24 protein-coding genes and 1 riboswitch are annotated in these 25726 nt (G+C 65.6%); of the genes, 18 read left to right on the top strand and 6 right to left on the bottom strand.

From position 1 onward, the window contains the following. Positions 1-188 precede the first annotated feature (188 nt). The 3 genes from ABJO18_RS09935 to ABJO18_RS09925 all read left to right on the top strand — a co-directional run bounded on the left by ABJO18_RS09935 (position 189) and on the right by ABJO18_RS09925 (position 4040). Positions 189-953, top strand: coding sequence for an AraC family transcriptional regulator (locus tag ABJO18_RS09935; RefSeq protein ID WP_348508396.1), 765 nt, complete (start codon positions 189-191; stop codon positions 951-953). 80 nt (positions 954-1033) lie between these two features. After that, positions 1034-2557, top strand: a complete 1524-nt coding sequence (locus ABJO18_RS09930) for a serine hydrolase (RefSeq protein ID WP_348508397.1) — start codon at positions 1034-1036, stop codon at positions 2555-2557. Between the two features lie 193 nt (positions 2558-2750). Then, positions 2751-4040, top strand: coding sequence for an adenylosuccinate synthase (locus ABJO18_RS09925; RefSeq protein ID WP_348508398.1), 1290 nt, complete (start codon positions 2751-2753; stop codon positions 4038-4040). Between the two features lie 204 nt (positions 4041-4244). On the opposite strand, the gene ABJO18_RS09920 is transcribed toward ABJO18_RS09925, so the two are convergent. Continuing rightward, a complete protein-coding gene (locus ABJO18_RS09920; RefSeq protein ID WP_348508399.1) occupies positions 4245-5339 on the bottom strand; it encodes an acyltransferase in 1095 nt (364 codons plus the stop codon). Positions 5340-5579: 240 nt separating this feature from the next. Between ABJO18_RS09920 and ABJO18_RS09915 the strand changes: the two genes are divergently transcribed. Beyond that, complete coding sequence (locus ABJO18_RS09915) at positions 5580-6905, top strand: membrane dipeptidase (protein ID WP_348508400.1); 1326 nt, start codon at positions 5580-5582, stop codon at positions 6903-6905. Between the two features lie 42 nt (positions 6906-6947). Here ABJO18_RS09915 and ABJO18_RS09910 read toward each other — a convergent pair whose 3' ends face one another. Further along, positions 6948-7661: a helix-turn-helix domain-containing protein gene (locus ABJO18_RS09910; protein ID WP_348508401.1), complete on the bottom strand. Its 714-nt coding sequence runs from the start codon at positions 7659-7661 to the stop codon at positions 6948-6950. A 110-nt stretch (positions 7662-7771) separates the two neighbouring features. Between ABJO18_RS09910 and ABJO18_RS09905 the strand changes: the two genes are divergently transcribed. From ABJO18_RS09905 to ABJO18_RS09890, 4 genes are all read left to right on the top strand, one after another. After that, positions 7772-8080 (top strand): NIPSNAP family protein, encoded by a 309-nt coding sequence (locus ABJO18_RS09905; RefSeq protein WP_348508402.1) that lies wholly within the window; start codon positions 7772-7774, stop codon positions 8078-8080. Continuing rightward, on the top strand, positions 8077-8421 hold the full coding sequence (locus ABJO18_RS09900; RefSeq protein ID WP_348508403.1) for an antibiotic biosynthesis monooxygenase: 345 nt from the start codon (positions 8077-8079) through the stop codon (positions 8419-8421). The genes ABJO18_RS09905 and ABJO18_RS09900 overlap by 4 nt, the downstream gene beginning before the upstream one ends. 98 nt (positions 8422-8519) lie before the next feature. Continuing rightward, positions 8520-9494 (top strand): hypothetical protein, encoded by a 975-nt coding sequence (locus ABJO18_RS09895; protein ID WP_348508404.1) that lies wholly within the window; start codon positions 8520-8522, stop codon positions 9492-9494. Positions 9495-9834: 340 nt separating this feature from the next. After that, positions 9835-11361, top strand: coding sequence for a serine hydrolase (locus tag ABJO18_RS09890; protein ID WP_348508405.1), 1527 nt, complete (start codon positions 9835-9837; stop codon positions 11359-11361). An 89-nt stretch (positions 11362-11450) separates the two neighbouring features. Here ABJO18_RS09890 and ABJO18_RS09885 read toward each other — a convergent pair whose 3' ends face one another. After that, positions 11451-11999, bottom strand: coding sequence for a hypothetical protein (locus ABJO18_RS09885; protein ID WP_348508406.1), 549 nt, complete (start codon positions 11997-11999; stop codon positions 11451-11453). A gap of 167 nt (positions 12000-12166) precedes the next feature. Between ABJO18_RS09885 and ABJO18_RS09880 the strand changes: the two genes are divergently transcribed. The 5 genes from ABJO18_RS09880 to ABJO18_RS09860 all read left to right on the top strand — a co-directional run bounded on the left by ABJO18_RS09880 (position 12167) and on the right by ABJO18_RS09860 (position 18975). Then, the gene (locus ABJO18_RS09880; protein ID WP_348508407.1) at positions 12167-12724 is read left to right on the top strand and encodes a hypothetical protein; all 558 of its coding nucleotides are present in this window, start codon (positions 12167-12169) and stop codon (positions 12722-12724) included. A gap of 41 nt (positions 12725-12765) precedes the next feature. Continuing rightward, positions 12766-12866, top strand: a riboswitch (TPP riboswitch). 70 nt (positions 12867-12936) lie between these two features. Next, positions 12937-14886 carry a phosphomethylpyrimidine synthase ThiC gene (thiC, locus tag ABJO18_RS09875; protein WP_348508408.1) on the top strand — a complete coding sequence of 650 codons (1950 nt, stop codon included), beginning with the start codon at positions 12937-12939 and terminating at the stop codon, positions 14884-14886. Between the two features lie 490 nt (positions 14887-15376). Continuing rightward, the gene (locus ABJO18_RS09870; RefSeq protein ID WP_348508409.1) at positions 15377-16738 is read left to right on the top strand and encodes a reverse transcriptase domain-containing protein; all 1362 of its coding nucleotides are present in this window, start codon (positions 15377-15379) and stop codon (positions 16736-16738) included. A 690-nt stretch (positions 16739-17428) separates the two neighbouring features. Next, positions 17429-18094, top strand: a complete 666-nt coding sequence (locus tag ABJO18_RS09865; protein WP_348508410.1) for a hypothetical protein — start codon at positions 17429-17431, stop codon at positions 18092-18094. Positions 18095-18501: 407 nt separating this feature from the next. Then, the gene (locus tag ABJO18_RS09860) at positions 18502-18975 is read left to right on the top strand and encodes a hypothetical protein (protein WP_348508411.1); all 474 of its coding nucleotides are present in this window, start codon (positions 18502-18504) and stop codon (positions 18973-18975) included. 294 nt (positions 18976-19269) lie between these two features. Here ABJO18_RS09860 and ABJO18_RS09855 read toward each other — a convergent pair whose 3' ends face one another. Next, positions 19270-19392, bottom strand: a complete 123-nt coding sequence (locus ABJO18_RS09855) for a hypothetical protein (protein WP_271185554.1) — start codon at positions 19390-19392, stop codon at positions 19270-19272. A 153-nt stretch (positions 19393-19545) separates the two neighbouring features. Further along, complete coding sequence (locus ABJO18_RS09850; protein ID WP_348508412.1) at positions 19546-19875, bottom strand: YkgJ family cysteine cluster protein; 330 nt, start codon at positions 19873-19875, stop codon at positions 19546-19548. Positions 19876-20171: 296 nt separating this feature from the next. On the opposite strand from ABJO18_RS09850, the gene ABJO18_RS09845 reads away from it, so the two are divergent. From ABJO18_RS09845 to ABJO18_RS09825, 5 genes are all read left to right on the top strand, one after another. After that, the gene (locus ABJO18_RS09845) at positions 20172-20573 is read left to right on the top strand and encodes a hypothetical protein (RefSeq protein WP_348508413.1); all 402 of its coding nucleotides are present in this window, start codon (positions 20172-20174) and stop codon (positions 20571-20573) included. Between the two features lie 245 nt (positions 20574-20818). Then, a complete protein-coding gene (locus ABJO18_RS09840; protein ID WP_348508414.1) occupies positions 20819-21238 on the top strand; it encodes a hypothetical protein in 420 nt (139 codons plus the stop codon). 79 nt (positions 21239-21317) lie between these two features. Further along, entirely contained in the window at positions 21318-22376 is a 1059-nt protein-coding gene (locus ABJO18_RS09835; RefSeq protein ID WP_348508415.1) for a DUF481 domain-containing protein, read from the top strand. A 112-nt stretch (positions 22377-22488) separates the two neighbouring features. After that, a complete protein-coding gene (locus tag ABJO18_RS09830; RefSeq protein WP_348508416.1) occupies positions 22489-23427 on the top strand; it encodes a DUF2268 domain-containing putative Zn-dependent protease in 939 nt (312 codons plus the stop codon). Positions 23428-23675: 248 nt separating this feature from the next. Continuing rightward, positions 23676-23855 (top strand): hypothetical protein, encoded by a 180-nt coding sequence (locus ABJO18_RS09825; protein WP_348508417.1) that lies wholly within the window; start codon positions 23676-23678, stop codon positions 23853-23855. Positions 23856-23967: 112 nt separating this feature from the next. Here ABJO18_RS09825 and ggt read toward each other — a convergent pair whose 3' ends face one another. Further along, positions 23968-25725 carry a gamma-glutamyltransferase gene (ggt, locus tag ABJO18_RS09820; RefSeq protein WP_348515863.1) on the bottom strand — a complete coding sequence of 586 codons (1758 nt, stop codon included), beginning with the start codon at positions 25723-25725 and terminating at the stop codon, positions 23968-23970. Position 25726 lies beyond the last annotated feature (1 nt).

Below are 25726 nucleotides of genomic sequence, written 5' to 3'. Positions count from 1 at the left end.
AGACATCACGCTGGCACGCGTCCGGCAGGCGAACAAGCGGTGCCAGGGCCGCTTGCCGTAAAATCCGCGCGGCTTGCCGCACCGGACGCGCAGCCGCGCGCCGGAATGACCAAGATGTCATCATCCAATCAGGGTGCGGCGAGCATCCGGGTCATATACTGAAGAACAAGACGGGCGGGATTGGCAGAATGTTCCGGACACGGCGGGTCTACGAGACCGACGCGCTCAATGTGAAGCTGAGCTATTACGGCCCCGGCTTCGGCATGGGTGCGCACAGTCACGATTTCGACCAGGTCTCCTTCCTGCTGTGCGGCGGGTTGAGCGAGGGGCATGGCGGGGCGCTGCACGAAATGCATCAGCGGGGCATCGGCCTGAAGCCGGCGGGTTTCGAGCACGACAACCGCTATCACGGGCGCGACGGTGCGCTCATCCTGTCGATCAATCTGCGGCCGGGGGCAGATGCCGCGCTGGCCGGCCTGATCCCGGACGACTGGCACTGGTCGCCCGACGCGCCGCCGGACCGGATGTGCGAGCTTCATGCCCTGTTTGCCGCGGACGGCGATGCGGCCGGCGATGCCGTGGTCGATCTGCTCGCCCGGCTCGGCCCCGGCCGGCAGGCGCATCATGCGTCGCCGCCGGCCTGGCTGAAACGGATCCGCGACCGGCTCGACGATCCCGCCGACCTGACCGAAATCGCAACCATTGCCGAAGAGGCCGGCGTGCACCGCGTCTATCTTGCCCGGGTCTTTGCCGCGCATTTCGGTGTGGCACCCAGCGCCTACCGGCTGCAGCGCCGCGTCGGACGTGCTGTCGGTCTGCTGGCCACAGGATCGGCGCCGGGCGACGCAGCCGCCGAGGCCGGTTTTGCCGACCAGGCGCACATGACGCGCTGCCTGCGACGGCAGACCGGGCTGACCCCCGGCGGCCTGCGCCGTTTTCTCCTCGCAGCCTGACCCGGATCAACCGGTTGCATCCGTTCAAGACCGCCGCTTGCCGACCGGTTAGGTGTGGAGCGGACTGACAGGAGATACAGATGCGTTTTTCTTCCCCCCTGACCGCCGCGGCAGCCATCTTCCTTGCCTCAACCGCCGCCCTGGCGGAAACACCCCAGGGCGCGGCCGACCGGCTGGACGCCTTTCTCGACCGCTTCGAGGGCATCGAGCCGGGCTATGCCGTGGTCGCCGTTACGGCCGACGAGGTGCTGCTGAACCGGGTGGAGGGCGTGCGCCGTGCGTCAACCGGCGATCCGCTGACCACCGATACGCCGCTCTACATCGCCTCGCAGACCAAGGCCTATGTCGGCCTGCTGGCGAGCTGGCTGGATGCGCAGGGCATTCTCGATCTCGATTCCACCATCATCGATCACTGGCCCGATGTGGACTTCCCCGAAGGCGTGGACCCGTCCGCCTGGACGCTGCGCGATCTCCTGACCCACCAGGTGCCGATCTCGGTTGGACAGCTCACGATGCTGGAAGCCTATGTCACCCGGGTCGATCCGGCAGACTATCCCGCCCTGATCGCGCAGTATGGCGAGGCCCGCGAGCCCGGCTTCCAGTACGACAATCTGGGCTACAACATCTATGGCGCCATCCTGGAGACCGCGACCGGCCGCACCTGGCAGGACTGGCTGGACGAGGTGATCTTCGAGCCGACCGGCATGACGCGCACGTCCGGGCGCACCTCCGATTTTTCGCTTGAGGAACAATCCTGGAACCACATCTGGCAGGGCGAGGAGGCCGGCTGGTACGACGTGCCGCCCAAGACCGACGGCATGATGCAGTCGGCGGGCGGTCTGGTGACCTCGACGACCGACATGGCGGCCTGGCTGCAGCTGCAGCTGCGCGGCCACGGGCCCGACGGCAGCGGTCTCACCGATGCGGTGGTGGCCGAGGCACACGCATCCGGCGTGGAAACGCACATGGAAGACGGCCGTAATCCTTATGAACTGCCGTGCTCGGGTTATTCGCTGGGCTGGAATATCTGTGATTTCGACGGCCACACCCTCTACATCCATGGCGGCGGCTATACCGGCGCGCGGACGGGGATGGCCTTCTCGCCGGATCTCGGTGTCGGCATCGCCGCCTTCTCCAATTCCGACAATATGACGGGCTGGCTGTCGGGCCGGACCATTGTGATGTTCCTGCAATTCCTCACCGAACATCCCGACGCGGAACGCTGGGCAGATACGCGGGTGGAATACTATCCCCAGCAGATCGCCCGCTATCTGGAGCACCGCACCAATCGTGAGGCCGAGAACCGCGCCGACGAGGCCTGGGGCGGCTGGACCTGGCAGCCCGAAGCCGCCGAGCGGGCAGGGTATGCCGGCACCTATTCCTCCGGCGAGCCCTATGGCGTGGTGACGATTGTTGAGGAGGGCGACGGGCTGGTGGCCAGCCTCGGCGACATGCGGCTGCAGCTGGAGCCGGCCAGCCCCGACCTGTTCGGCGGCGTCGCCCATGCCTTCTACGGACCCGACCGTTTCGCCTTCCAGCGCGACGCTTCCGGCGCCATCGTCCGGCTCGACTGGGACGGGGATGTCTACGAACGTGTGGATTGATCCACAGGACGCCGGTTGCGGGGCTGATCCCTCTCTTGTGAGGCCCCGCAATCTGTTCTAAGCCTGCCGCCCGTTCGAGCCCGCCGTTTCATTGATCTGACGACTGACATCTGCCGCCCTGCGGCCCCCGTCCGGACCGCGCGGTCCGGCAGGCGATGTCTCTCGGGCGGCGGGCATAGTCGCGGAGGCAGAAATGGCCAATGTTACCGTCGTGGGCGCCCAGTGGGGCGATGAAGGCAAGGGCAAGCTGGTCGACTGGCTGTCGCACCGCGCCGATGTGGTGGCGCGTTTCCAGGGCGGTCACAATGCGGGCCATACGCTGGTCGTCGGCGACAAGGTCTACAAGCTCTCTTTGCTGCCCTCCGGCGTGGTGCGCGGCAAGCTCTCCGTGATCGGCAATGGCGTCGTCGTCGACCCCTGGGCCTTCGTGGCCGAGGTCGACCGGATCGCCGAACAGGGTGTGAAGATCACCCCGGAAGTCGTGAAGATCGCCGAGACCGCCGCGCTGATCCTGCCGATCCACCGCGAGCTGGATGCCCTGCGCGAGAACCGCGATGACGGCGAGGCCATCGGCACCACCCGCCGCGGCATCGGTCCGGCCTATGAGGACAAGGTCGGCCGCCGTGCCGTGCGCGTCATCGACCTGGCCGACGAGGCGGCGCTGCGTGCCCGCGTCACCGAAATCCTGCACCATCACAACGCCCTTCGCCGCGGCCTGGGGCATGAGGAATATCCCGCCGACAAGCTGGTCGCGGAACTCCTCGATATCGCACCGAAAATCCTGCCCTATGCGGCCCCGGTCTGGCGTGTGCTGAAGAATGCCAACGATAGCGACCAGAAGATCCTGTTCGAGGGCGCCCAGGGCGCACTGCTGGACGTGGATCACGGCACCTATCCCTTCGTGACCTCCTCCAACACCGTTTCCGGCCAGGCCTCGGCGGGCACGGGCGTGGGCCCCAAGGATGTCGGCTATGTGCTGGGCATCGCCAAGGCCTACATGACCCGCGTCGGTTCCGGACCCTTCCCGACCGAACTGTTCGACGAGAACGGCCAGCGGCTCGGCGAGCGCGGCCATGAATTCGGCGTCGTCACCGGGCGTAAGCGCCGCTGCGGCTGGTTCGACGCCGTGATCACCCGTCAGACCCTGCAGGTCGGCGGTGTCGACGGTGTCGCCCTGACCAAGCTGGACGTGCTGGACGGGTTCGAGACGATCAAGGTCTGTGTCGGCTACGAGCTCGACGGCCGCCGCCTCGACCACCTGCCCGCCGGCAAGGAAGCCCAGGCCAAGGTGACGCCCGTCTATGAAGAGCTGGAAGGCTGGCAGGGTTCCACCGCCGGCGCCCGCTCCTGGGCCGATCTGCCCGCCGAAGCGGTGAAATATGTCCGCCGCCTGGAAGAACTCATCGAATGCCCGATCGCCCTGGTCTCCACCAGCCCCGAGCGCGAAGACGTCATCCTGATGCAGGACCCGTTCAGGGGGTAGGGCAGCACCACTCGTTGTCATCCCGGATGAACGCCCCGCGCAGGCGGGGCAAAAGTCCGGGACCCATAATCCCGGTGATCATCCAGTTGTCGCTGACGGCAAGCCTGCTTCTGGCCAAAAGCGAGCGTATAGGTCCCGGCCCTGCTGCCCGCCTGCGCGGGCCATCCGGCCGGGATGACAATCGTTTGGGATCAAGCCACGTCCCTAAACCGCCGCCACACGCACCTTCCGCCGCGGTTGCAGCTTGTCCTTCCAGGCCAGCGCCGGCTTCTCCACCGTTTCGCGCAGGACCCAGCCGGCGAGGATGGCGGCGGGGGCCATGATGAGGGCGAGCTGGGTCGTGTTGAGGCCCGGCATCAGGGCGAAGGCGACGAGGCCGATGGGCCAGTGCAGGATGTAGATGCCGTAGGAGACGTCTTCCACATTGCGCACGGCATGGCCGATCCGGCCGCCGATATGCGCATGGCCGAGCCACAGGAAGGCCGAGGCCAGGAAGATGTCGAGCATCATCCAGCCGATCGCCAGCTCGTGGGCGGCCAGCGCGGCCACGCCCGCCAGGGCGATGAAGGCCGGGGTGATGCGTACCATCTCGCGGGCGGCGAAGAAGAAGGCGCCGATCATGAAGGCCGGGCCGAAGCGCGCCAGCGTGGTGATCGTGCCTTCGCCGATGCCGCTATAGCCGAACGTGGCGACCAGGGCGCCGAAGACGCAGGTCAGCGCGGCCCAGAACACCACGAGGCGCCGGTCGGAATACAGCCCGATCAGGGCCAGGATGCCGACACCCAGATAGGCCATCAGCTCATAACGGATCGTCCAGAGCGGACCGTTGGCGCTGTGGCCGACGGGCGAGTTCTCGAACGTGCCCGGCAGGCCGGCCAGCGGATCGACCTGGCCGATCAGCTTCAGCGGGAAGGCCCAGGTCTGCGCGCTCGACCAGTATTCCGCCTGCGAGAGCGAGGTGAAGAAGGGGTAGGCCGCAAACACGATCAGCACGGCGGCGATCAGGCCCGGGAAGATGCGGAAGATGCGCGCCGTGGCATAGCGCGAGATCTCTTTCGTCTTCATCGCACTGGCGGTGATCATGTAGCCGGACAGGATGAAGAAACCGTCCAGCGCACACTGCACGACGAAGTCGACGGTCAGGCTCCAGGTGCCGGTATAGGGCTTGCCCAGCGGGATCAGGATGGCGTGTCCGTACAGCACCATCAGCGCGAAAACGATGCGCATCGCGGTGAAATTGTTGGACTTGTCTTCAAGACGGCCGAGGCCGTCGCGGAACAGAAAGCCAAGCTTGCTCATATGATCCCACTCCCGGTTATCCCCGGTCGCGGTGCAAGCGGCGTGCGGGGCGGCGGGGCGCGTCAAATCCGTAAACGAAACATGAAGATAGCCCGGCGCATTCGAGGCTTTCCGGTAACTGCATCTCAAAACAGGTCACCGCGCTGACCCAAAACGGGATGGAATGCCAAAGGCTTGGCCTTGCCTTCGCCCGGCGGACCCCTAGACTTCGCGGCCAATGCTTTGAAGAGGGGATATGTCATGCGGGTTGATCGTTTCGGAGTGTCTGCGCTGGTTCTGGCTCTGGCTCTGGGGGCGTGCGCGCCTGCCGGCGAGGAGCAAGCCGAAGCGCCGGCCGGAGAGGCGCCCGCTGCGGCGCCGGAGGCCGTTGAGGGCAGCGCTGCCAACGATGCGTCGGCGGACAATGACGACTATCCCGTCTCCACCGCTGCGCAGATCCATGACCGCACGTTCACGCTCGACACCCATGTCGATATCGGTCCGGGCTATGGCACTGACGCGCTCGATCCGGGCGAGCACACCCATGCCCAGGTCGACCTGCCGAAAATGGTCGAGGGCGGGCTCGATTCGGCTTTCTTCATTGTCTATGTGGGGCAGGGCGATCTGACCGAAGAGGGCTATGCCGCGGCGCGCGAGGCGGCCGAGGAGAAGTATCGCGGCATCTCGCGCATGCTGGCCAATGATCCCGACCGTATCGCCCTGGCGACCACGGCCGACGAGGTGGAGGAGATCGCCGCGTCCGGACGCCTGGTCGCCCTGATCGGCATGGAAAACGCCTATCCGCTGGGGCCGGGCATCGAGGACGTGCCCATGTGGGCCGAGCGCGGCGTGCGCTACATGTCGATTACCCATTTCGGCAATAACCAGTTCGGCGGCTCCTCCAATCCGGACACGGAGGCCGGCGAGCCGGCAGAGGATCCGGGCTTGAGCGATCTGGGCCGCGAACTGGTCGCCTCGCTGAACGATCACGGCATCATTGTCGACGTTTCCCATGTCGGCAAACAGACCATGCTGGACGCGATCGAGCTGTCACGCGCGCCGGTCATGGCCTCGCATTCCGGCGCCCGCGCCGTCTACGACAATGCCCGCAATCTGGACGATGAACAGCTGCGCGCGATCCGCGACAATGGCGGTGTGGCGCACATGGTCGCCTTCCGCCGCTATATCGGCGATGTGCCGCAGGCCGTGACCGACGGCCAGCGCGCCCTGGCGGCCGAGCTGGGTCTGGATACGCCGGAAGGCCGCGAGGCGGCGACGCCGGAGATTGTTGCGGCCTACCGCGAAGGCCTGGCCGCGCTGCGCGCCGAGCATGGCGATGTCGATATCTCCGTGCTGGCCGACCATATCGACCATGCCGTCGAGGTGGCCGGGATCGAGCATGTCGGCATCGCGTCGGACTTCGATGGCGGCGGCGGTGTCGGCGGCTGGGAAGACGCCAGCGAGACCGCAGCCGTCACCGAGGAACTCCTGCGCCGCGGCTACACGCCGGACGAGATCGAGATGATGTGGTCCGGCAATATCCTGCGCGTGATGCGGGCGGTCGAGGAAGCCGCTGCGGCGGAGTAGGGCGAAGGCGCGCGATCTCCGTCTTCCCCCGCGTGCGGCGCGTTAGGGCCCGGGTGGACCCTGGCCTGCCTGCCCCAGCCGTTCGAACAGGCGGGGCAATTCGCGTTCGCCCTCCAGCGTGACCCGCAGGGCGCGGCTGGTCTGGCGCGGCCTGAGCCAGCCGAGCTCCCGGAAACGGGTCAGCAGGGCCGCGCCCGCCCCGCCGGCGAGGTGATGGGTGCGTTCGCTCCAGTCCAGGCAGGTGCGGCAGGCGGGGCGGCGTGCCCGCATGAGGGCCGGCATGTCCAGGCCCAGCCCGTCCAGCAGGCCATGCCCGCGATCGGTCAGTGCGACCCCGTCCGGGGCCAGCGCAAGGGCACCGCCCGCATGCAGGGCGCGATAGAGCGCGATGCCCAGCTCGCCGGCGAGATGGTCGTAGCATACGCGCGCCCGGCGCATGGCCTGGTCGTCGGGGCCAGGACGGAAGGGCAGGTGGCCGCGTGACTGGGCCAGCCCCAGCAGGGCTTCCAGCGCCTCGGCGACCTCGGCGCCGGCCAGCCGCACATAGCGGTGACGGCCCTGTTTCTCGGCTGCGATCAGCCCGCCTTCGGCAAGTTTGACGAGATGGGCCGAGACCGTCGGCGCGCCGATGCCGGCCACACGCGCCAGCTCGCTGGCTGTCAGCGCCTTGCCGCTCATCAGCGCAGTCAGCATGGCGGCCCGGGCGGGGTCGCCGATCAGGGCGCCGATGCGGGCAATGTCCGGTCCGTGGCTCATGGCGGCGACGCTAGCATGATTGCGGCGGTTCCATACTTCGTTCCCGGGCGAAACATTGCCGGTGCGCCGGCCCTAGTCTCACCCCGCACAAACACGAAGGAGTGGGGGCGATGAGCCTGTTATGCTGCATCCGCTATCGGATCGACCCGTTCAAGCAGGAAGCGTTCGAGACCTATGCCCGTGAATGGCTGCGCGTCATTCCGGCCTGCGGCGGCCGGCTGCTGGGCTATTTCATGCCGCACGAGGGCACGAATGACATCGCGCTGGGCCTGATCGAGTTCGACAGCCTGGCCGACTATGAGGCCTATCGCGCACGGCTGCGCAGCGATGAAGGCGGGCGGGCCAATTTCGAATTTGCCGAAGCGGAACGGCTGATCCTGGGCGAGGCGCGCAGTTTTCTGCGCCGTGTGGAGGCATGATCCTGGTCCTGTTTGAACTCGATCCGGCAGACGGCGGCCGGGAGGCCTATTTCGATCTGGCCGCGGCGCTGAAGCCGGAGCTGGAAGGCGTTGACGGCTTCGTCTCGATCGAGCGTTTCGAAAGCCTGGCCGTGCCGGGCCGCTATCTCTCCCTGTCCGCCTGGCGTGACGAGGCGGCCGTGCGCGACTGGCGCAACCGGTCAAGCCATCGCAAGGCGCAGGCGGCCGGGCGCAAGGGCGAGATCGCCGCCTACCGGCTGCGCGTGGCAGAAGTCATCCGCGATTACGGCCTCGACGACCGGACCGAAGCGCCGGCCGACAGCCGGGCGCTTCATGGCTAGCGGCGCGGCCTGAAAACCCGGCGCCTCCCGCAGTCCGGGGATGGCGGGAGGCGGGATGGCGTGCGAGGGTCCCGGCCAGCAAAAAGGGGAGGGGCGGAATGCTCCGCACGATCCGGACACTGGCCGCCAGTCTCGCGGCGGTCCCGCTCATTGCTGGCGCCGCGCTGGCGCAAGGCAGCACGACGCCGCTCGACCGGGCGCTGGCCGTACAGGACAGCGCGCCGCAGGAGCGCCGGGTGGAAGCGCGCCGGGCGGTCGAAGACGCTCTGCTGGACAGCACGCTCTACTTTGTGCGCCTGCCGGGGGCGGAGCAGGGCAGCCGCTTTCTCGTCGGACGCCAGGGCGATCTGCCGGTCCTGTCGGGCTTTGATACGCCGGAACGCCTCCTGCGCTGGGCCGAGGCCAGTTTCACCGAAGAACAGCGCGAGCCGATGGGCGAATTCAGCGGTCTGGCCGGCGGGTTTCTGGTGCTGCTGGATCAGCAGATGGGCGGCGAAGCTGTGCTGTACATCAATGCGAGCTACGATCAGCCGTTGGTGATCGATCCTGTCTTCTTCCGCTTTCTGGCCGCGCGGGCGCGTCAGGCGCGCCAGGATCTTCCCCTTGCCCAGGGCGAGCCGGCGCCGGCGACGCCGCTGGAGCGGCACGCCCACGCCCGGGCCCAGCCTGACGGTACCGTCGAGGTGGCGTCGGAGGATTTGCGCTATCTGGTCGATGGTCAGCTCTTCTATGTGCCGCTGTATGCGCAGGCGCCTGCCGATGCCGTGCAATCCCTGCCGCAGCAGGACAATGCCGGGTCCGGCGGCGGCGACCGTCTGGCGCTGGAGGGCGAGACCCGTCCGGACGGCAGCCAGGTCTACCGGCTGGCCGTGTTCGACCGGCGCGAACTGGCCGATGGCTATGCCCAGGCTTTCGAAGCCCAGCACGGCACGCCGTTGCGCTACCGGGTCATGCGCGGGATCGATCTGATGCAGGCGCTGCCCGCGAACATCCCTGTCGCCATCAATCCGGGCTCGTCCTACATGCTCGTCATCGCACCGGATGGCGAATCAAGCGGCGCGGCCACCGACTAAATTCCCCTCTTCAGGGGAGGGTGCTGCGCCGGCCCGGCGGCTAGTCTGGCCGGCGATGAAAGCCTTGCTGAAACTTCTTCTGCCCGTCGCCCTGCTGGCGGCGGTGATCGTCGCGGTAATCGTGCAGTCTGCACCGGCCTCGCTGCGCGTGGCGGGCGGCATCTGACGGCGTCCGTCCGCAGGCGCTAGCGCGGCGTCTCCCCGCACTGTGCCGTCCGACAGCCGGCCCGGTTGTGTGTCCGAATGGTAATCGCTCCGCAAGTCTTTGAGCCCGGCATCATGGCTAGTCTTCCGGCGACGCAAGCCTTGTTGGGGGGCACGCGCGTTGCGGAGTATTTCAATGAAAAAGACAGTTCTGGCTGCGGTCGCAGCCTTGGCCCTGGCCGTGCCAGCTTATGCTCAGAACCCGGAAGCTGCGGTGGAGCGGCTGGAAGACTATCTGGACGCATTTCCCGATCTGGGGCCGGGTTATGCGGCCGTCATCGTTACGGCCGATGAGGTGCTGATGCGCCGGGTTGAAGGCGTGCGCCGGGTCTCGACCGGCGCACCCATGACGGCTGATACGCCGCAATATATTGCCTCCCAGACCAAGGCCTTCATGGGTCTGCTGGCGGCCCGCCTGGACGCGGAAGGCATTCTCGATCTCGACAGCCATATCACGGACCATTGGCCGGACATGGAGTTTCCCGGTTGGGCCGATCCGTCCGACTACACACTACGGGATCTGCTCAGCCACCAGGTGCCGTTCATCGCGCAACGCATTACCGCGATGGAAACGACCGTCATGCCGGTGGCCGCGGCTGACTATCCGCGCATGCTTGTCGAACACGGTTACAGCCGGGATCCGGGATATCAGTATGATAATCTCGGCTACAACATCTACGCCGCTATCCTGGAAACCGCGACCGGCCGCAGCTGGAAGGACTGGCTGGATCTCTACGTTTTCGAGCCGCTCGACATGGACCACACCTCCTCGCGGACATCGGACTTTCCGGCGGAGGACCTGGCTTGGCGGCATATCTGGCGCGGTGAGGAAGAGGGCTGGTACGAGATGCCGCCCAAGACCGATGGTATCATGCAGTCGGCTGGCGGGCTCGTAACGTCGGCCAATGACATGGCGACCTGGCTGCAGCTGCAAGTGCGCGGTGAAGGCCCGGCGGGCAGCGGTATCACGGCGGACATGCTCGCCACAGCCCAGACCGGCTATGCTGACGCCAATATGGCGGCTGGCAACAGCCCGATTGGCGCGCCGTGTCCCCAGTATGCGCTGGGGTGGTGGACCTGCGATATGGATGGTCACGAAGTCTACCAGCATGGCGGGGCTTTTCCCGGTGCCCGCAGTATCATGGCCTTCTCACCGGATCTGGGCGTCGGTATTGCCTTCTTCTTCAACACCGACAACCAGACCAGCTGGCTGTCCGGAGATCTGGTCCGTCTGTACTTCGAATACCTGCTCGACAGTCCGGGCGCTGCCGGGATGGGCCAGCGCCTGATCGAACAATATCCCGGACGGGTCAGCGCAACGCTGGAGAACAGCCGCAACGCCATGGCAGAGCGGCTCGCCGCCGAACACTGGCAGGGCTGGAACTGGTCTCCGGACCGGGAGACGCTGGCGCGCTATACGGGGGTCTATACGGTGAATGATGACCCCTATCACACCATGGACGTCCGGCTGGAAGGGGATGGACTGATCTTTCACTGGGGTGAGTTCAATGCTGACATGCGCCCGGCCGTCGAGAACCGGTTCGGGGTTCAGCTTCAACCGTTTTCCGACATCTTCCCGGCCGACTTCACCCGCAATGAGGCTGGCGAAATTACAGGGTTCGGCTTCCTGGGGATTCAGTTCGAGCGCCGCATGGCGCACTGACCGGTCTGGATGAGCCAGCCGGATCCGCCGCCGTCCGCGCGGCAGGTCCGGCGAAGCGATCTTCCCGGGGGAGACAGGAAATGCCGGCGCTAGCGCGACGCGTCCCCGCAGCGTGAAAAGGGGCGCAGTTGGGTGCCGTCGGGCAGGCGGCCATCCGTGACGACCGGTACGCCCTCGTCATTCTGGCGTTCGGCCCGGGTGATCGAGACCAGGCGCAGCGTGCCGTCGGCCAGCCGGTCCAGTTCCACCTCGACCCGGCCGCGCAATTGCCCGTCGGTTATCCCGTCGATATAGCGCCCGGCCGTGTGAACCCAGCCGCCGCCGAAGCCCACGCGTTCGGACCCGTCGGCCAGCGCTTTGCGGTCCGGCTGTCCGGCGACGGTGAAACTGCCGCCCGGCGCGTCGCCGTCTCCCACGCTATAGGCCATCTCGCCGATATTGGCGGAGCGGTCGTGGGGCGGCGCGGCGAGGATATGGATATCCAGCGTGCGCGGCACGCCGGCCGTATTGCAGCCCGATACGCCGCTGGCCTGCAGCTCGGCATAGCGGCCGGAGATGTCCGGCCCGGCCGGCTTGTCCGGCGGACCGCCCGTCCAGGCCTGCGCCAGGCTGGCGGCGAGTGTCATGGCAAGCATCATCGGTGCATCCTCCCACCCCTCATGAGCGGATGCCAGACCCTCGCCCCGCACTCCTGAATACCAGCTGAATGCCCTGAACAGGGGAGTGACGGTCCCCCGCACGCGGGCAATAGCGGAACCGGCCGAACCGGGTATTGATATCTGGCGGCGGGATGAGGGAGACCGGGATGAATCGAGCGATCGAGGCGGCCGTGCGGCCGGAACTGGCAGCGGGCGAAAAACTGTTGTGGACGGGGCGGCCGAACATGATCCGGCTCGCCTGGCTGCGCGGCGGCAAGACGGCGCTCTTCGCCATTCCCTGGACCGGCTTTTCCATCCTGTGGACCGGCATTGCCTGGCTGTTCTCCGCCGGGAATGAGGACAGCCAGCTCTTCTTCCGCGTGGCGATGGTGATCGGGCCGCTCTTCTTCCTGTTCGGCATCTGGCTGTTCGTCTCCTCGCTGATCAAGGCCTTTGCCGTGCGCGGCACGCTCTATGCGCTCACCGACAAGCGGGCGATCGTGCTGACCGGCGGCGGACGGTCGCGCAGTTTCGGCGCCGGCGATCTGGGCTCGCTGTTCCGGCGCGGCACCCGCCGCGGCGACATCATCTTCCGCGACGCCCTGCCGCGCGGCAGCGGCGATCCGGAAGAGCAGGCCGGCCATCTCACCGATTTCGGCTTCTTCGGCATCGCCGACCCGCGCGGCGTTGAACGCCTGATCCGCGAGCAGGTCGCCAAGGCCTGACCCGGTTGCCAAATCGGCCGCGCTTCTCCATCCTCGCCGTCAACAGTTCCAAGGGGTGTCCCGCCACAAGGGCGGGGCTGAGACTTCACCCTTAGGACCGGATCCGGGTCATGCCGGCGTCGGGATGGAGCGCTCTTTCTCTCCGCTTGCAGCGGGGATTCGAGGCCTGATCGCAACGCCGGCGCCCGCCACACGATGAAAGGCGCGCCGCCATGAACAAGCCCACCTCCCAATCGCAATTCGAGACTCCCGAAGTCACCACCGGGCCGTTGCCGGGGTCGCGGCGGGTCTATACGTCGCCGGCCACGGCGCCGGCGCTGAAAGTGCCGCATCGCGAGATCGACCTGCATCCCACGGCGAATGAGCCGCCGGTGCGCGTCTATGACACGTCCGGTCCCTATTCCGATCCCGACCACAAGCTGGACGTCGAGCACGGCCTGCCGCGCCACCGTCTGGACTGGTATACCGACCGCCAGGTCGAGACCTATGAGGGCCGTCCCCTCTCAGCCCTGGATAATGGCGGGGCGACCGGCAAATACCTTGCCCGCGAATTTCCGGTGCGCAACAAGCCGCTGCGCGCGCGCATCGAGGCCGCGCCGGTGGAAAGCGCCTCCTCGCCCTGCTCGATGGGCGAGGACACCAGCTGGGACAGCACGAAACGCGCGCCGCTCACCCAGTATGAATTCGCCCGCGCCGGCATCATCACGCCGGAAATGGTCTATGTCGCCGAGCGGGAAAATCTGGGCCGCAAGGCCGCTGTGGAGGGCGCTGCCGCGCGCATCGCCGATGGCGAGAGCTTCGGTGCGTCCATCCCCGAACACGTCACCCCGGAATTCGTGCGGGACGAGATCGCCCGCGGCCGCGCCATCATCCCGGCCAATATCAACCACCCGGAACTCGAGCCGATGATCATCGGCCGCAATTTCCTCACCAAGATCAACGCCAATATCGGCAATTCCGCCGTCGCCTCCAGTGTCGAGGAAGAGGTGGAGAAAATGGTCTGGGCGATCCGCTGGGGCGCCGACACGGTGATGGACCTCTCCACCGGCAAGAATATCCACAACACGCGCGAATGGATCCTGCGCAACTCGCCCGTCCCGATCGGCACCGTGCCGATCTACCAGGCGCTGGAGAAGGTGAACGGCGTCGCCGAGGACCTCACCTGGGAGGTGTTCCGCGACACGCTGATCGAGCAGGCCGAGCAGGGGGTGGATTATTTCACCATCCATGCCGGCGTGCGCCTGGCCTATGTGCCGCTCACCGCCGACCGCGTCACCGGCATCGTCTCGCGCGGCGGCTCGATCATGGCGAAATGGTGCCTGGCGCACCACAAGGAGAGCTTCCTCTACACGCATTTCGAGGACATCTGCGACATCATGCGCGCCTACGACGTCTCCTTCTCCCTGGGCGACGGGCTGCGTCCCGGCTCCATCGCCGACGCAAACGACCGCGCCCAGTTCGCCGAGCTGGAAACCCTGGGCGAGCTGACGAAGATCGCCTGGGCCAAGGGCTGCCAGGTGATGATCGAGGGCCCCGGCCATGTCGCCATGCACAAGATCAAGGAAAACATGGATAAACAGCTGAAGGAGTGCCACGAGGCGCCCTTCTACACGCTCGGCCCGCTCACCACCGATATCGCCCCGGGCTATGACCACATTACCTCAGGGATAGGCGCCGCGATGATCGGCTGGTTCGGCTGTGCCATGCTCTGCTATGTCACGCCGAAAGAGCATCTGGGCCTGCCCGACCGCGATGACGTCAAGGTCGGTGTCGTCACCTACAAGATCGCCGCCCATGCCGGCGACCTCGCCAAGGGCCACCCCGCCGCCAAGATCCGCGACGACGCCCTGTCACGCGCCCGCTTCGAATTCCGCTGGGAAGACCAGTTCAACCTCGCCCTCGACCCGGAAACCGCCCGCGACTTCCACGACCAGACGCTGCCCAAAGAGGCCCACAAGGTCGCCCATTTCTGCTCCATGTGCGGCCCGAAATTCTGCTCCATGCAGATCACCCAGGAGATCCGGGATACGTTCGGGAGCGCACGGGCGCCGAATGCGGTGGATGCCGAAGCCGGGATGGCGGAGAAGGCCGAGGAGTTCAAGGCGCGGGGCGGGGAGATTTATTTGAGTGAGGACGGCACCGTGCGGGAGCCCATAGACTGAGGCTCGGCCGAGGGACATGTACCTCGGGTACGTGTCCCTTTGTGAGGGCTGGCGGGCTAGATGAGAAGGTTGCGGGGACTTATCTGAGAAAGGATGGCACCGTTCAGGGAGGGCTACTAGTTAAAAAAGTGTGTTCAGGGGCTTGCGCTTCGGTTGGCGCTTTCCCATCTGGCTAATATCTCCAGCGCTAGGCTGAAGAGTTACAGGTTAACACTGTCAAGGCAAATCGTCGCCGTGATCGTGAGTTTCAGCATCAGTTGGGTCTCCGGTTTCAGGAACAGACGGTGAGCAGGATCTGCAGGACGTTCGTCCAGACAGAAACAGTGTAGCACCTTTCGTCGAGAGGCGTGTCGTCAGGGGATTTCCCCGAAACAACAGCTGGGGTAAGGGTATAGCGAAGACACGTCGTCGCCCTTACCCCAAATCGCCTTTGACTCTAAAACCTATTAAAAAGTACCCGCATTTTGACGCGCTTCTAAGCAACTTAGAGGTGGAAGAGATTGTTGCTTCCCCGCAGCGTGTTGCGTCAAACGCCTTCTTTCCATTTCTGTCTTATGAGAAGCGCTATCAGCCTTTCAGGCGTCCTGGTGGCGGCGTGAAGCCGTCAAAGAAGCTACGCCCAATTGCCTATGCTTCTCGGCGCGACGCAGCGATTTTCGAACACTATCGAGGAATTCTTGCTGAAAAGTATGAGGCGCGACTTCTAATAGAGGGCATACAAGATTGCCCGATCGCTTATAGAAGAATTGCTACAGAAAGTGGCGGTGGGAAGTGCAATATAGATTTCGCGAGGGATGCTTTCGACTTCATCTCTAAGCAAAAAAAATGCAGGGCATATGTCGTAGATATTTCTAGCTATTTTCCTTCAATTTCGCATAAGAACCTATACAAAATTTGGTGTGAATTGATGGGCTTTGAGCGAATGCCGGAGGATCACTATGCGGTGTACAAGGCGATAACGCGATACTCATACGTTGATAGAGAGGAGCTCTACAAGGAGCTTGGTTTTATAGGGCCAAAGGCTGTGGGAGGTGGTGTTGGGGTGGGGTACTTGCGGCACTGGAACGACATACCCTTGCAGCTTTGCTCTCCAAAAAAACTTCGAGAAATACTAAATGATAGAAAATCGTCTGGTAAAAAAATTCACTATGTAAATAAAGGGCCGGCTGGAATACCTCAGGGGGCGCCAATATCTGATGTTTTGGCTAACATTAATCTGCTACATTTTGATATCATACTGTCTGATTATGTAAATGGAAAGGGTGGTTTTTATAGGCGATATTCTGACGATATAATTATAATCTTGCCAGAAAAAGAAATTGGATCGAGAGTTCTCTATAAATTGAGATATGAGCTTTCAAAATGTGGCGATGATCTTAAAATAAAAGACTCTAAAATATCGATTGTTGATTTTAATGTAGATAGTAATGAATGTTTCAGATGGGTGAGCGGTGTTGGAAAAAATGGGTTGGAATACCTGGGTTTCCGTTTTGACGGAAGAAGTGTGTTTTTGAGAGACAAAACGGTTTCAAACTTCTTTCGGAAGATCGCGGTGGGTGCCAGAGCTTATGTCAATTCGACAGTAGCAAGATATCGCGACTTGAACTCTAGCGACATCGCGAAAAAAATTGATCCCGATGAATTTTTTAAGAAATACTCTCGAGTAGAGGGGTTCGATTTGGCTGATGATTACCGGCGTTGGACGTTCTGGACGTACGTTAGGCGAGCCCGAAAAGTATTTGGCGACATTTCAAAGCCGATGGACGGGCAGTTAAGAAACTTCAAGAAAGTCGGTCGGGAACGACTTCAATATGCAATGAGCAAAGCTGGCATTCCAACTACGAGAATATAGTCCTTCACACCTCCCCACAAACCTCATGCCGAGACCCAGCCGTATTGAATTCCCGCGATCAAGGGTGAGAACCGCGAAGCGGCGGCCCAGCGAGGCCTGAAAAGTGGGCACCACTTTTCAGATCAAGCCGAGCGACCAAAGGGCCGCCCTTGACCGCGGGAATTCAATACGGCCCCCTGCTGGCAAGGGATTTATGGCTGACTGCGCGCCGGGCCCGCTCTTCCTCACACACTCACCCGCTTTCCCCGGACCCGTTCCGGGGCCTCGTGAGCGTCGCGGTTTCGCGATTTGGTGTCTGGACGGGTGAGGGCGGCAGGCCCCGGAACGGGTCCGGGGGAAGTGGCGCTCTTGCTTGCGGCAGGCACCCCCCTCTCCCCGACCGGGGAGAGGGCAGGGTGAGGGGCGGCCGCGGGAGCGGCCACTCAAGACTCTTTGCGGCGCTGGCGCGCGCCCCTCATCCGCCGCTTCGCGGCACCTTCTCCCCGGTCGGGGAGAAGAGGGGCCCCCTGCTGGCAAGGGTTTCAACCCCGCCCCTGCGCCGGGCGCGCTCTTCCTCACACACGCACCCGCTTTCCCCGGACCCGTTCCGGGGTCTGGTGAGGGGTGCGGTTTCGTGCGTTATTGCCAGGGGCGGCAGGCCCCGGAACGGGTCCGGGGGAAGTGAGGCGTCGTGCAGCAAAGCGAGACACAATGAACCTCGTCCAGCAAATCGACGGCCTCAATGCCGAGCCCTGGATCGGGGCTGAATTCCGGACGTCGCGCTTCCGGCCGATCTTCGTCGGGCACAGTCATTATGAGGAAGGGTTTGGCGGTCAGCCGGTCGGGCCCGGCCTGACGCGGGCGGCTATCGAGCTGCACATCGGCGAGACCGTCGGACTGCGCTTCTATTCCGGGCTGATCCAGATGGCGACCGGTCTGCACCACGCCTATGTGGATCGCGGCGCCTTCTATGCGCGGATCGGTTTTGCCAACCTGCTGCAGACCTATCTCGATGCGGCGCGCATGGCGGCCGATCCTGCCGACCTGGCCGCCGACTCGGCGGCGCTGGTCGCGGTGTTCGAGGCGGTCGATCCCACGCATATCGTCCTGCTGGGCGATCAGGTGTGGGACGGGTTCGAACAGCCCGGGCATTTCGTGGCGGACGGACGCCGCGGCGATCCCTACTGGGCCGGCCGGATCGCCGGGCGCCCCGTCTTCTGGGCAAGCCATCCCTCCAGCGGTTTCAGCGGTCTCGACTGGGCGAGGACATTCGGTCACTTCCTGCGCGATCACGGGATGAGCAATGCCGACCTCGCCGCCTGGGCCGACGCCGTGCGCCTGCGGCCCGACAGCACGCTCCTGGAGGGGCCTTCCTGACCCTCCGTTGGCAGGCCCCGGAACAGGTCCGGGGGAAGTGGCGCTTTTTTCCCTTGAACACAACCGCGTGTCATCCCGGCCGTATGGCCTGCGCAGGCAGGCCGGAGGGCCGGGACCCATACGCGCCGATGTCAGCCGGGAGCAGGCTCGATGTCCGCGACAGCTGGATAAACACCGCGCGTATGGGTCCCGGACTTGCGCCCCGCCGTCGCGGGGCATTCATCCGGGATGACAATCGCTCTGCAATCTCCAGCACATTCTCCCCGAACTCAGGTCCGGGGGAAGTGGCGCTTTTGCTTGCGGCAGGCACTCCTCTCCCCAGCCGGGGAGAAGCGCCAGCCCCCCATTCATACCGTCTTCATTCCGGGCCGGGCAGACTGGCGCCAGCTTGCACACAGGGGGACAGCATGCACTCGTTTTCGACCCTGACACTCGCCGCACTCGCGGCGGCGCTGGCCATGCCGGCGGCCGGGTTCGCCCGGGAGGACGACACGCCGGCCGGGCAGGTCTATGCCGTGACGTTCGGAGACAGTCCGCCGGTCAGCGGGATGACCGTGGTCTATACATTCCATGCCGGTTCCGAGATCTCCTCCGAGGCCCCGCGCGGGCTGGACGGGTTTGACGGCTATGGCGAGCCGGGCGGAAGCGGGCGCTGGTATGCCAGCGGCTTCGTCGAGATCGCGGGCAATGGCGTGGACGGCCTGTCCGATGCGCCGCCGTTCGGGACCGACCCCGCCTATCATCTGCAATTGCTGGCCGCGGGGTCCGACCAGGCCCTGTGCGAGGCATGGCCGCAGATCGCCGTGGGCGAGAGCGCCGATCCGCAATCCCTGTGCTGGATCACCAATCCCGATGTCACCGCCGTCGAGCGGCGGCAGTAAGAGACGATCCACCGCTCAACCACTTCCCCCGGACCCGTTCCGGGGTCTGGTGAGGGGCGCGGTTTCGCGATCTGGTGCCCGGACGGGTGAGGGCGGCGGGCCCCGGAACAAGTCCGGGGGAAGTGGCGCTTTTTCGTTTGAACGCCACAGCGTGTCATCCCGGCAGTATGGCCTGCGCGGGGCATTCATCCGGTGGAAAACGGGGACACACATCATCTGCGATGCGTATCCCCATCTTCCCCTGAACCTCATGCGCGCGGCGTGGCGCGTCCCCGCCGCCCGGCCGGGCTGGCGCTATTTGCGCAGGCGGTCGACCACGCCGGCGACGCTCCCGGCAGGGGCCGGGGCGGGGGCGGGCTTTTTCTCGGCCTTGGGTTTCTTGTGTTCCTTGTTGGATCGTTTCTGGCCTTTGGCCATGGTGTGCTCCTTCGCACGAGGCGCATCCGGCGGACGCGCACGCCCCGGTCATACGCCCTATTGCCGGCTCTGGATACGGCGCACGGGCGGCAAGGGGGTCATGGCAGGCTCTCCTCTCCCCGGCCGGGGAGAGGGATCAAAGGTGAGGCGCCCTCAAGCCACCCGCATCTCGCGCACCTTTTCGCCCATGATGCCGTTGGCGCGGATCGCCTTGCCGCACTCGAAACTGCCCGCGCGGAAGGCGCGGCAGGCTTCGGGGCGGTTGTCATAGACGGCACAGATCGCCTGGCCGGCGGTCAGGTCGAGTTGCAGGTGGACGCAATGGCCGCAGGAGAAGTCGACGAAGCTTCGCTCGCCGTCAACAATGAGGCTGTCCTTGGGAAGGTCGCGCTCGCGGTCTTCCGGGAGCAGGACGAGATAGCGCGGATTGCGGCTGAAACAGCAGGCTCCGCAGGCGACGCAGTCAAACGCCGTGTCCGACATCGGTGTGTCAAAAATCCACCGCGCGAAGACGGCCTCCCGCCCCGGCCCGCGGCGCGCGGGGACATACGCCAGAATGTGGCGGTGTGCATCTGAAATTTTCTCCCATTTTTCCCGGACACGCGTCAGCGTGATCCGGGACCGACGGGAGACTCATCGCTTGAAGGCATGCGCGGTCGGTCCCGGCTCTCCGGCCGGGAAAAATGGAAGACTCCCTCTCCCCGGCCGGGGAGAAGGGGGCGCTCACCCTCCATTAATCCGGCCCGTGCTTGTCTTTGCTGCAACAGGGGGGAGGCATCATGCGCACAGCACTCATCGCGATCACGGCGTTGCTGGCGGGCACGCCGGTTATGGCCCGGGACACTTCGGACACGCCCGCCGGGCAGGAATTCGACATTGCCGTGGCCACGGAGCATTGCACGCTGCGTTTCGACGACACAGTCGAGGCACGCGATGCGGCGCACCGGATGGGGATCGGCAGCCTGGAATGCAACGGCTATCCCAGCATGATCAGCTGGACCCTGATCGGCGAGCCGGGCGGTGCCAGCTTCCGGATCACCGGCGCCCCGCGGTTCGAGAATGCCGGCTGCGCCGAGGGCTGGCCGCATTTCGAAATCGGCGAACGCCGCGACGGCGCCTGCTGGCTCGACCCCGAACTGGGCGGCGGCACTCTGCGCGTGACGGTGACGCGAACGGAGTAGGGGGGCTTCTCCCCTCCCCAAAACTCTCCGTTTTTCCCGGACACGCGTCAGCGTGATCCGGGACCGACGGGAGGCACATCGCTTGAAGGCATGCGCGGTCGGTCCCGGCTCTCCAGCCCGCTTTCGCGGGCCATCCGGCCGGGAAAAATGGATGACTTCCTCTCCCCGGCGGGGGAAAAGAGGGCGCTCACCCTCCGTTAATCCCGCGCGTGCTCATCTCCTGGCTGCACACCGGGGAGGCGTTCATGAAAACAGTACTTATCGGCCTGGCGGCCCTTGGCCTGACATCCGCGCTGGCGGGGACGGCGCTGGCGCAGACGCCGCCGGAGGGCGTGGAAGTGACGATCGATTTTCGCAGCGCGTCGGTCGACGAATACTGGTTCTACAAATTCCAGCCCGGCGGCGAACTGACCATTCGTGTCCTCACCCAGCCGCATGATGGCCGGCCCTTCAGCGAGCTGCCCGAAGGCCCGGCGGGCCAGTGGAGCCTGGATGCCGACGGCGCGCTCACCGTCACCTGGGATGCGGGCGATACCCGGCATTGCGACGCCTGGCCGGACTATGGCTATAACGGCACGCTGGACGGGACGCCGGACGGCACCTGCTGGCTGAACGAGGATCTGCTCGAGGCCGTGCAGGAAGGCGCGCTCACCTCGGTGAACTGACCGGTCTGACGACGTAACCAACGAAATATTAAGCCTGTTCGCCCAGCAAGGCGGTGAAGCACCGTTTTGAGGGGACGTCATGCCGTCGCGCCGTTTTGAGCCCTGTGTCCGGGCCGTAGCCGCTGTTGTCCTGCTGTCGGGCCTGACGCCCGCCGCCCTGGCCGAGCTGCCGCAGACCTATCTGGCCCTGCTGCAGGAGGCCGACAGCCGCGATCTGTCCGACGACCGCTTCCTGGAAACCGCCGACATGGTGTCCGTGCTGGTCGATGGCGGTCGCGCCGAAGTGCATGCCGCCATCCTGGCGCATCTGCCCGGCCGGGCCGGTGTCGTGGCCGACTGGCCGCTGCCCGATCCGGAACCGGCCGCGCCGGCGCCTGCGCCGCAGGCGCCGCATTCCGAACATCGCGATCTGGGCGAAGCCCCGGTCGATCTGGCCGAAGCGCCCGAGGGTTCCGGCGGCTGGCTCGCCGCGCCGCTGCGCGCCCTGCGCGATGACAGCTGGGCCGGCCATATCCGGGCCGGCATCCAGATGGAGCGGGGCAATTCGGAACTCACCGATCTCACCTTCGCCGTCGAACTGGACCGCGAGCTGGAGGATGGCTGGCGTATCGACAGCCAGTTCGAATACTTCATCGCCGAACATGACGGCCGCACCACGCGCGACAACTGGCTGGCCGAGCTGCGGGTCGAGCGCGAGCTGGACAACGGCACCGGCTATTATGCCGGCGGGTCCTATGACCGCGACGAGATCGGCCTCTACTCCCAGTCGGCCTTCCTGACCGCGGGCGGTATCTGGCACGTGCTGGAGCGCCAGCGCATGGACTGGAAGCTGCGCGCCGGTGCCGGTCAGCGCTTCCGCGAAGCAGCTGCGACCGGTGTGACGACGACCGACTGGGTCGCCGAGGCCGGTTCCAGCTTCTCCTACGACCTGTCGGAAACCTCGCGCTTTGCCTCCGAGACCACCGCCTATGCCGGTGGCGGTTCGCGCATCGACCAGCGCTTCACGCTGACCAACCGCCTGTTCGGCGACTGGGCGGTGCAGACCGGTCTGCGCATCGAGCACGAGTTCGAGGACCGCCCCGGTTTCGAACCCACCGATGTCCGCCTCGACATCTCGCTGCTCTACGCGTTCGACTGATCCGGCCGCGCCCATCCGGGACTCACGCACGGGCTTTCCCCTTTAGCGGTCCTGGCGGACGGCCTAGCCTGTGCGCGAAACCGTCTTCAAAGCCGCCTCCGGAATGCCCGCCATGTGCCTCAACGCCTGTTCTGCCCCGCGCCGCGCCCGCATCTCCGTTCTGGCCGGTGCGGCCGTCATCCTGCTGGGCGCTGCGGTGGCCCGCGCCCAGGACGGGCCGGAGATCGACACGCGCGATGTCGACCGCTTCTACGCGCTCTACGATGCGGCGGACGGATCGCCCTCGGCGGAAACCTTGCAGACCGAATATCTTGATACCGGCACGCCGGGGCTGCATGTCCTGGCCGACCGGCGCAGGGTGACCGGCGAACGCATCGCCGCAGCCATCGCCGAGCGGCCCGAGCTTTACGAAAACGCCCGGGCCTGCGCCGCCGTCCTGCCACAGGTCGAGGCCCGTCTCGAAGCCGCGCTGGACCGGCTGGCCGCCTATCGTCCGGAGGCGGATTTCCCGTCCGTCACCATTGCCGTCGGCCGCGGACGCCCGGTCGGGATCGGTTATCCGGATACCGGCATCCAGATCGGGCTGGAGGCGCTGTGCGCCGCCGATTTCCTCAATGCCGATCTGGAAGACCGTTTCGTCACCGTGATCGCGCACGAATATGTCCACACCCAGCAGGATGCGGCGCTGTACGGCGAAACGCCGACCGTGCTGGAGATGTCCCTGGCCGAAGGCATTGCCGAATTCGTCACCGAGCGCATTGCCGGCGAGGTCGGCTACAGCCATCTGCCGCCGCTCGTCGCCGGCCGTGAACTCGAGATCGAGACCGCCTTTGCCGCCGATCTCGACAAGACGGAGCTGGATGACTGGCTCTACAATACCGGCAGCCGCGAACTGGCGGATCTGGGCTACTGGACCGGCTACCGGGTGGCCAAGGCCTACTGGCTCAACGCCGCCGACCGCGACCAGGCGATCCGCGACATGCTGGCCGTCACCGATGCCCACGCCTTTCTCGAGGCCAGCGGCTGGGAACCCGGCATGGCGATGGAGTAGTGGCGGTCACGACGCGCGGCCAGGGGCAAACTTATCCCCACCCCCTCCGGGCCGTGCGATACTGGCGCGGTTCTGTCTCAGTGTTGCGCATCGAAAACGCTTTCCGCTCCGGCGGAGGGAACCAATTCCGTCTCCGTGAATTTATTATGCATGCGCCGGCCTTCCCTGCCGGTCCCCCGGTTTCCGGCGCAGCAGCAGAGTACCGATCCCGGCGGCCACCCGGCCGCTCATAAAGCCAGGAGGCGTATATGTCGGAAGAAATGCTGAAACTGGCCATGCTGGCCGACAAGGTTGAACACGAAGACCAGCCCTGCCGCGCGGCGTCCGCGCCGGTCAGCCCGGTCGACACCTTCCTCTTCTGGACCGGACGTACGCCGGCCCAGCTCGCTGCTGCCGCCGAGGTCGAGCGCGAGGTCGAGCGCGTCTGATCCGCGCCTGTCTCACGAAATCCCCCAAATCCCCCCAAAGGAAACGCCCGTGTCACTGGCTGTGGCACGGGCGTTGTCCTTATGGGGCACTTACAGGGCACATATGGAGCGCTTACGGCTCCAGTGCGGCGCCCTCGCGGCGCGGGTCCGCCCCGCCGGTCAGCGAGCCATCCTCCAGCCGCCGCACGGCGTGCAGGCCGGAGTTTTCCCCGCGATTGGCATCCAGCGTGAAGCCCAGCTCGCGCAGGCCTTCCAGCACCTCCGCCGGCATCCCGTCCTCGATCCGCACCGTGTCGCCGCGCGCCACGACATTGGGCAGGGCAACGGCATCCTGCGGCGTCAGATCCCAGTCCAGCATGCCGACCAGGCTTTTGGCGACATAGCCGATGATCGACGAGCCGCCGGGCGAGCCGGTGGCCAGTTCGAAATTGCCCTCGGCATCGAAGACGATGGTCGGCGACATGGAGGAGCGCGGCCGCTTGCCGCCATCCGGCGCATTCGGCACCAGCCGCCCCTCTGCATCACGCGGATCGCGCGAGAAATCGGTCAGCTGGTTGTTGAGCAGGAAGCCGCCGGCCATGCGGTGGCTGCCGAAAATGCTCTCCACCGTCGTGGTCATCGACACCACATCGCCATCGCTGTCCACGATCACGAAATGGCTGGTGCCCGGAACGTCGGCCGTGGCATCGGCGCCCGGCGCGTCGACGCCCTCGGGAATACCCGGCACGGCGCGTTCGATCGCCGTATCCCGGTCGATCAGGGCCGAGCGGGTGGCGATATAGTCCGCATCCAGCAGGCCTTCGGAGGGTACGAAGACAAAGTCCGGATCGCCGATATAGGCGTCACGGTCGGCATAGGCGAGGCGGCTGGCCTCGATGAAGCGGCGCCAGCCCTCCACCGTGTCCGGACCGGTCTGGCTCATATCATAGGGTTCCAGGAGGCCGAGGATCTCGTTGACCGACACCCCGCCCGAGGCCGGCGGCGGCATGCCGCACACCGACCATTCGCGATAATCCCGGCAGATCGCCTCGCGCCGCACCGGCTCGTAATTCGCCAGGTCTTCCAGCGTCAGCGTGCCCGGGCGCGGTCCGGCCTGGACCGCCGCGACAATCTCCTCGGCGATGCGGCCGGTATAGAGATTGCGCCAGTCTTCCGCCAGCGCCCGCGTGGTGGCGGCATAGTCCGGATTGCGCAGGAGATGGCCGACCGGCAGGGCCTCGCCCGCATCGGTGAAGAAATAGTCCCTGGTCGCCTCCCACTCGTCCAGCGGCGTGCGCGGCGCAACACCGGCGATCAGATTGTGCAGGCGCGGGGAAACCTCGAATCCGTTCTCGGCCAGGTCCGTTGCCGCGGTGAAACCGTCGGCCCAGTCCAGCGTGCCGTGATCGCCATGGGCCATGGCCAGCATCGCCACCGCGCCGGGCGCGCCGACCGAATGGCCGGAGAAGATCGCGTCGAAAAAGCTCAGCGGCTCGCCGGTCTCCGGATCGATGAAGAGATCGGGCCCGGCGGCGGCCGGCGCCTTTTCGCGGCCGTCATAGGCCGTCAGCTCGTCGGTCTGGGCGTCGTAGTAGAGCATGAAGGCACCGCCGCCCAGGCCCGAGCTCTGCGGCTCGACCAGGCCCAGAACCGCCTGCACGGCAATCGCCGCATCCACCGCATCGCCGCCATTGCGCAGCGCTTCCAGCCCGGCCTCAACTGCAAGCGGGTTGGCCGCTGCCACCATGGCCGGCCCTTCAGTGGGGGCTTGAGCGGTGCTGTCCGGCGCCGGGGCAGGGGCCGCCGGTGCGGCGTCCTGTTCGGCCTGGGAACAGGCGGCCAGCAACAGGCTGGCAGTGATGGCAGTAGTGGTCTGGACGATACGCAACATG

The sequence above is a fragment of the Maricaulis sp. genome, from assembly GCF_039978735.1.
In the GTDB taxonomy this organism is placed as follows: domain Bacteria; phylum Pseudomonadota; class Alphaproteobacteria; order Caulobacterales; family Maricaulaceae; genus Maricaulis.
The sequence above is the reverse complement of the archived record's forward strand: the minus strand, read 5'-3'. Positions and strand labels throughout refer to the sequence as shown.

Coding starts and splice junctions, on each gene's coding strand:
- ABJO18_RS09825 (WP_348508417.1), top strand. CDS start 23,676: ATGTCGGAAGAAATGCTGAAACTGGCCATGCTGGCCGACAAGGTTGAA.
- thiC (WP_348508408.1), top strand. CDS start 12,937: ATGAACAAGCCCACCTCCCAATCGCAATTCGAGACTCCCGAAGTCACC.
- ggt (WP_348515863.1), bottom strand. CDS start 25,725: ATGTTGCGTATCGTCCAGACCACTACTGCCATCACTGCCAGCCTGTTG.
- ABJO18_RS09910 (WP_348508401.1), bottom strand. CDS start 7,661: ATGAGCCACGGACCGGACATTGCCCGCATCGGCGCCCTGATCGGCGAC.
- ABJO18_RS09935 (WP_348508396.1), top strand. CDS start 189: ATGTTCCGGACACGGCGGGTCTACGAGACCGACGCGCTCAATGTGAAG.
- ABJO18_RS09900 (WP_348508403.1), top strand. CDS start 8,077: ATGATCCTGGTCCTGTTTGAACTCGATCCGGCAGACGGCGGCCGGGAG.
- ABJO18_RS09830 (WP_348508416.1), top strand. CDS start 22,489: ATGTGCCTCAACGCCTGTTCTGCCCCGCGCCGCGCCCGCATCTCCGTT.
- ABJO18_RS09890 (WP_348508405.1), top strand. CDS start 9,835: ATGAAAAAGACAGTTCTGGCTGCGGTCGCAGCCTTGGCCCTGGCCGTG.
- ABJO18_RS09925 (WP_348508398.1), top strand. CDS start 2,751: ATGGCCAATGTTACCGTCGTGGGCGCCCAGTGGGGCGATGAAGGCAAG.
- ABJO18_RS09840 (WP_348508414.1), top strand. CDS start 20,819: ATGAAAACAGTACTTATCGGCCTGGCGGCCCTTGGCCTGACATCCGCG.
- ABJO18_RS09880 (WP_348508407.1), top strand. CDS start 12,167: ATGAATCGAGCGATCGAGGCGGCCGTGCGGCCGGAACTGGCAGCGGGC.
- ABJO18_RS09865 (WP_348508410.1), top strand. CDS start 17,429: ATGAACCTCGTCCAGCAAATCGACGGCCTCAATGCCGAGCCCTGGATC.
- ABJO18_RS09930 (WP_348508397.1), top strand. CDS start 1,034: ATGCGTTTTTCTTCCCCCCTGACCGCCGCGGCAGCCATCTTCCTTGCC.
- ABJO18_RS09915 (WP_348508400.1), top strand. CDS start 5,580: ATGCGGGTTGATCGTTTCGGAGTGTCTGCGCTGGTTCTGGCTCTGGCT.
- ABJO18_RS09845 (WP_348508413.1), top strand. CDS start 20,172: ATGCGCACAGCACTCATCGCGATCACGGCGTTGCTGGCGGGCACGCCG.
- ABJO18_RS09855 (WP_271185554.1), bottom strand. CDS start 19,392: ATGGCCAAAGGCCAGAAACGATCCAACAAGGAACACAAGAAACCCAAG.
- ABJO18_RS09920 (WP_348508399.1), bottom strand. CDS start 5,339: ATGAGCAAGCTTGGCTTTCTGTTCCGCGACGGCCTCGGCCGTCTTGAA.
- ABJO18_RS09885 (WP_348508406.1), bottom strand. CDS start 11,999: ATGATGCTTGCCATGACACTCGCCGCCAGCCTGGCGCAGGCCTGGACG.
- ABJO18_RS09835 (WP_348508415.1), top strand. CDS start 21,318: ATGCCGTCGCGCCGTTTTGAGCCCTGTGTCCGGGCCGTAGCCGCTGTT.
- ABJO18_RS09895 (WP_348508404.1), top strand. CDS start 8,520: ATGCTCCGCACGATCCGGACACTGGCCGCCAGTCTCGCGGCGGTCCCG.
- ABJO18_RS09850 (WP_348508412.1), bottom strand. CDS start 19,875: ATGTCGGACACGGCGTTTGACTGCGTCGCCTGCGGAGCCTGCTGTTTC.
- ABJO18_RS09905 (WP_348508402.1), top strand. CDS start 7,772: ATGAGCCTGTTATGCTGCATCCGCTATCGGATCGACCCGTTCAAGCAG.
- ABJO18_RS09860 (WP_348508411.1), top strand. CDS start 18,502: ATGCACTCGTTTTCGACCCTGACACTCGCCGCACTCGCGGCGGCGCTG.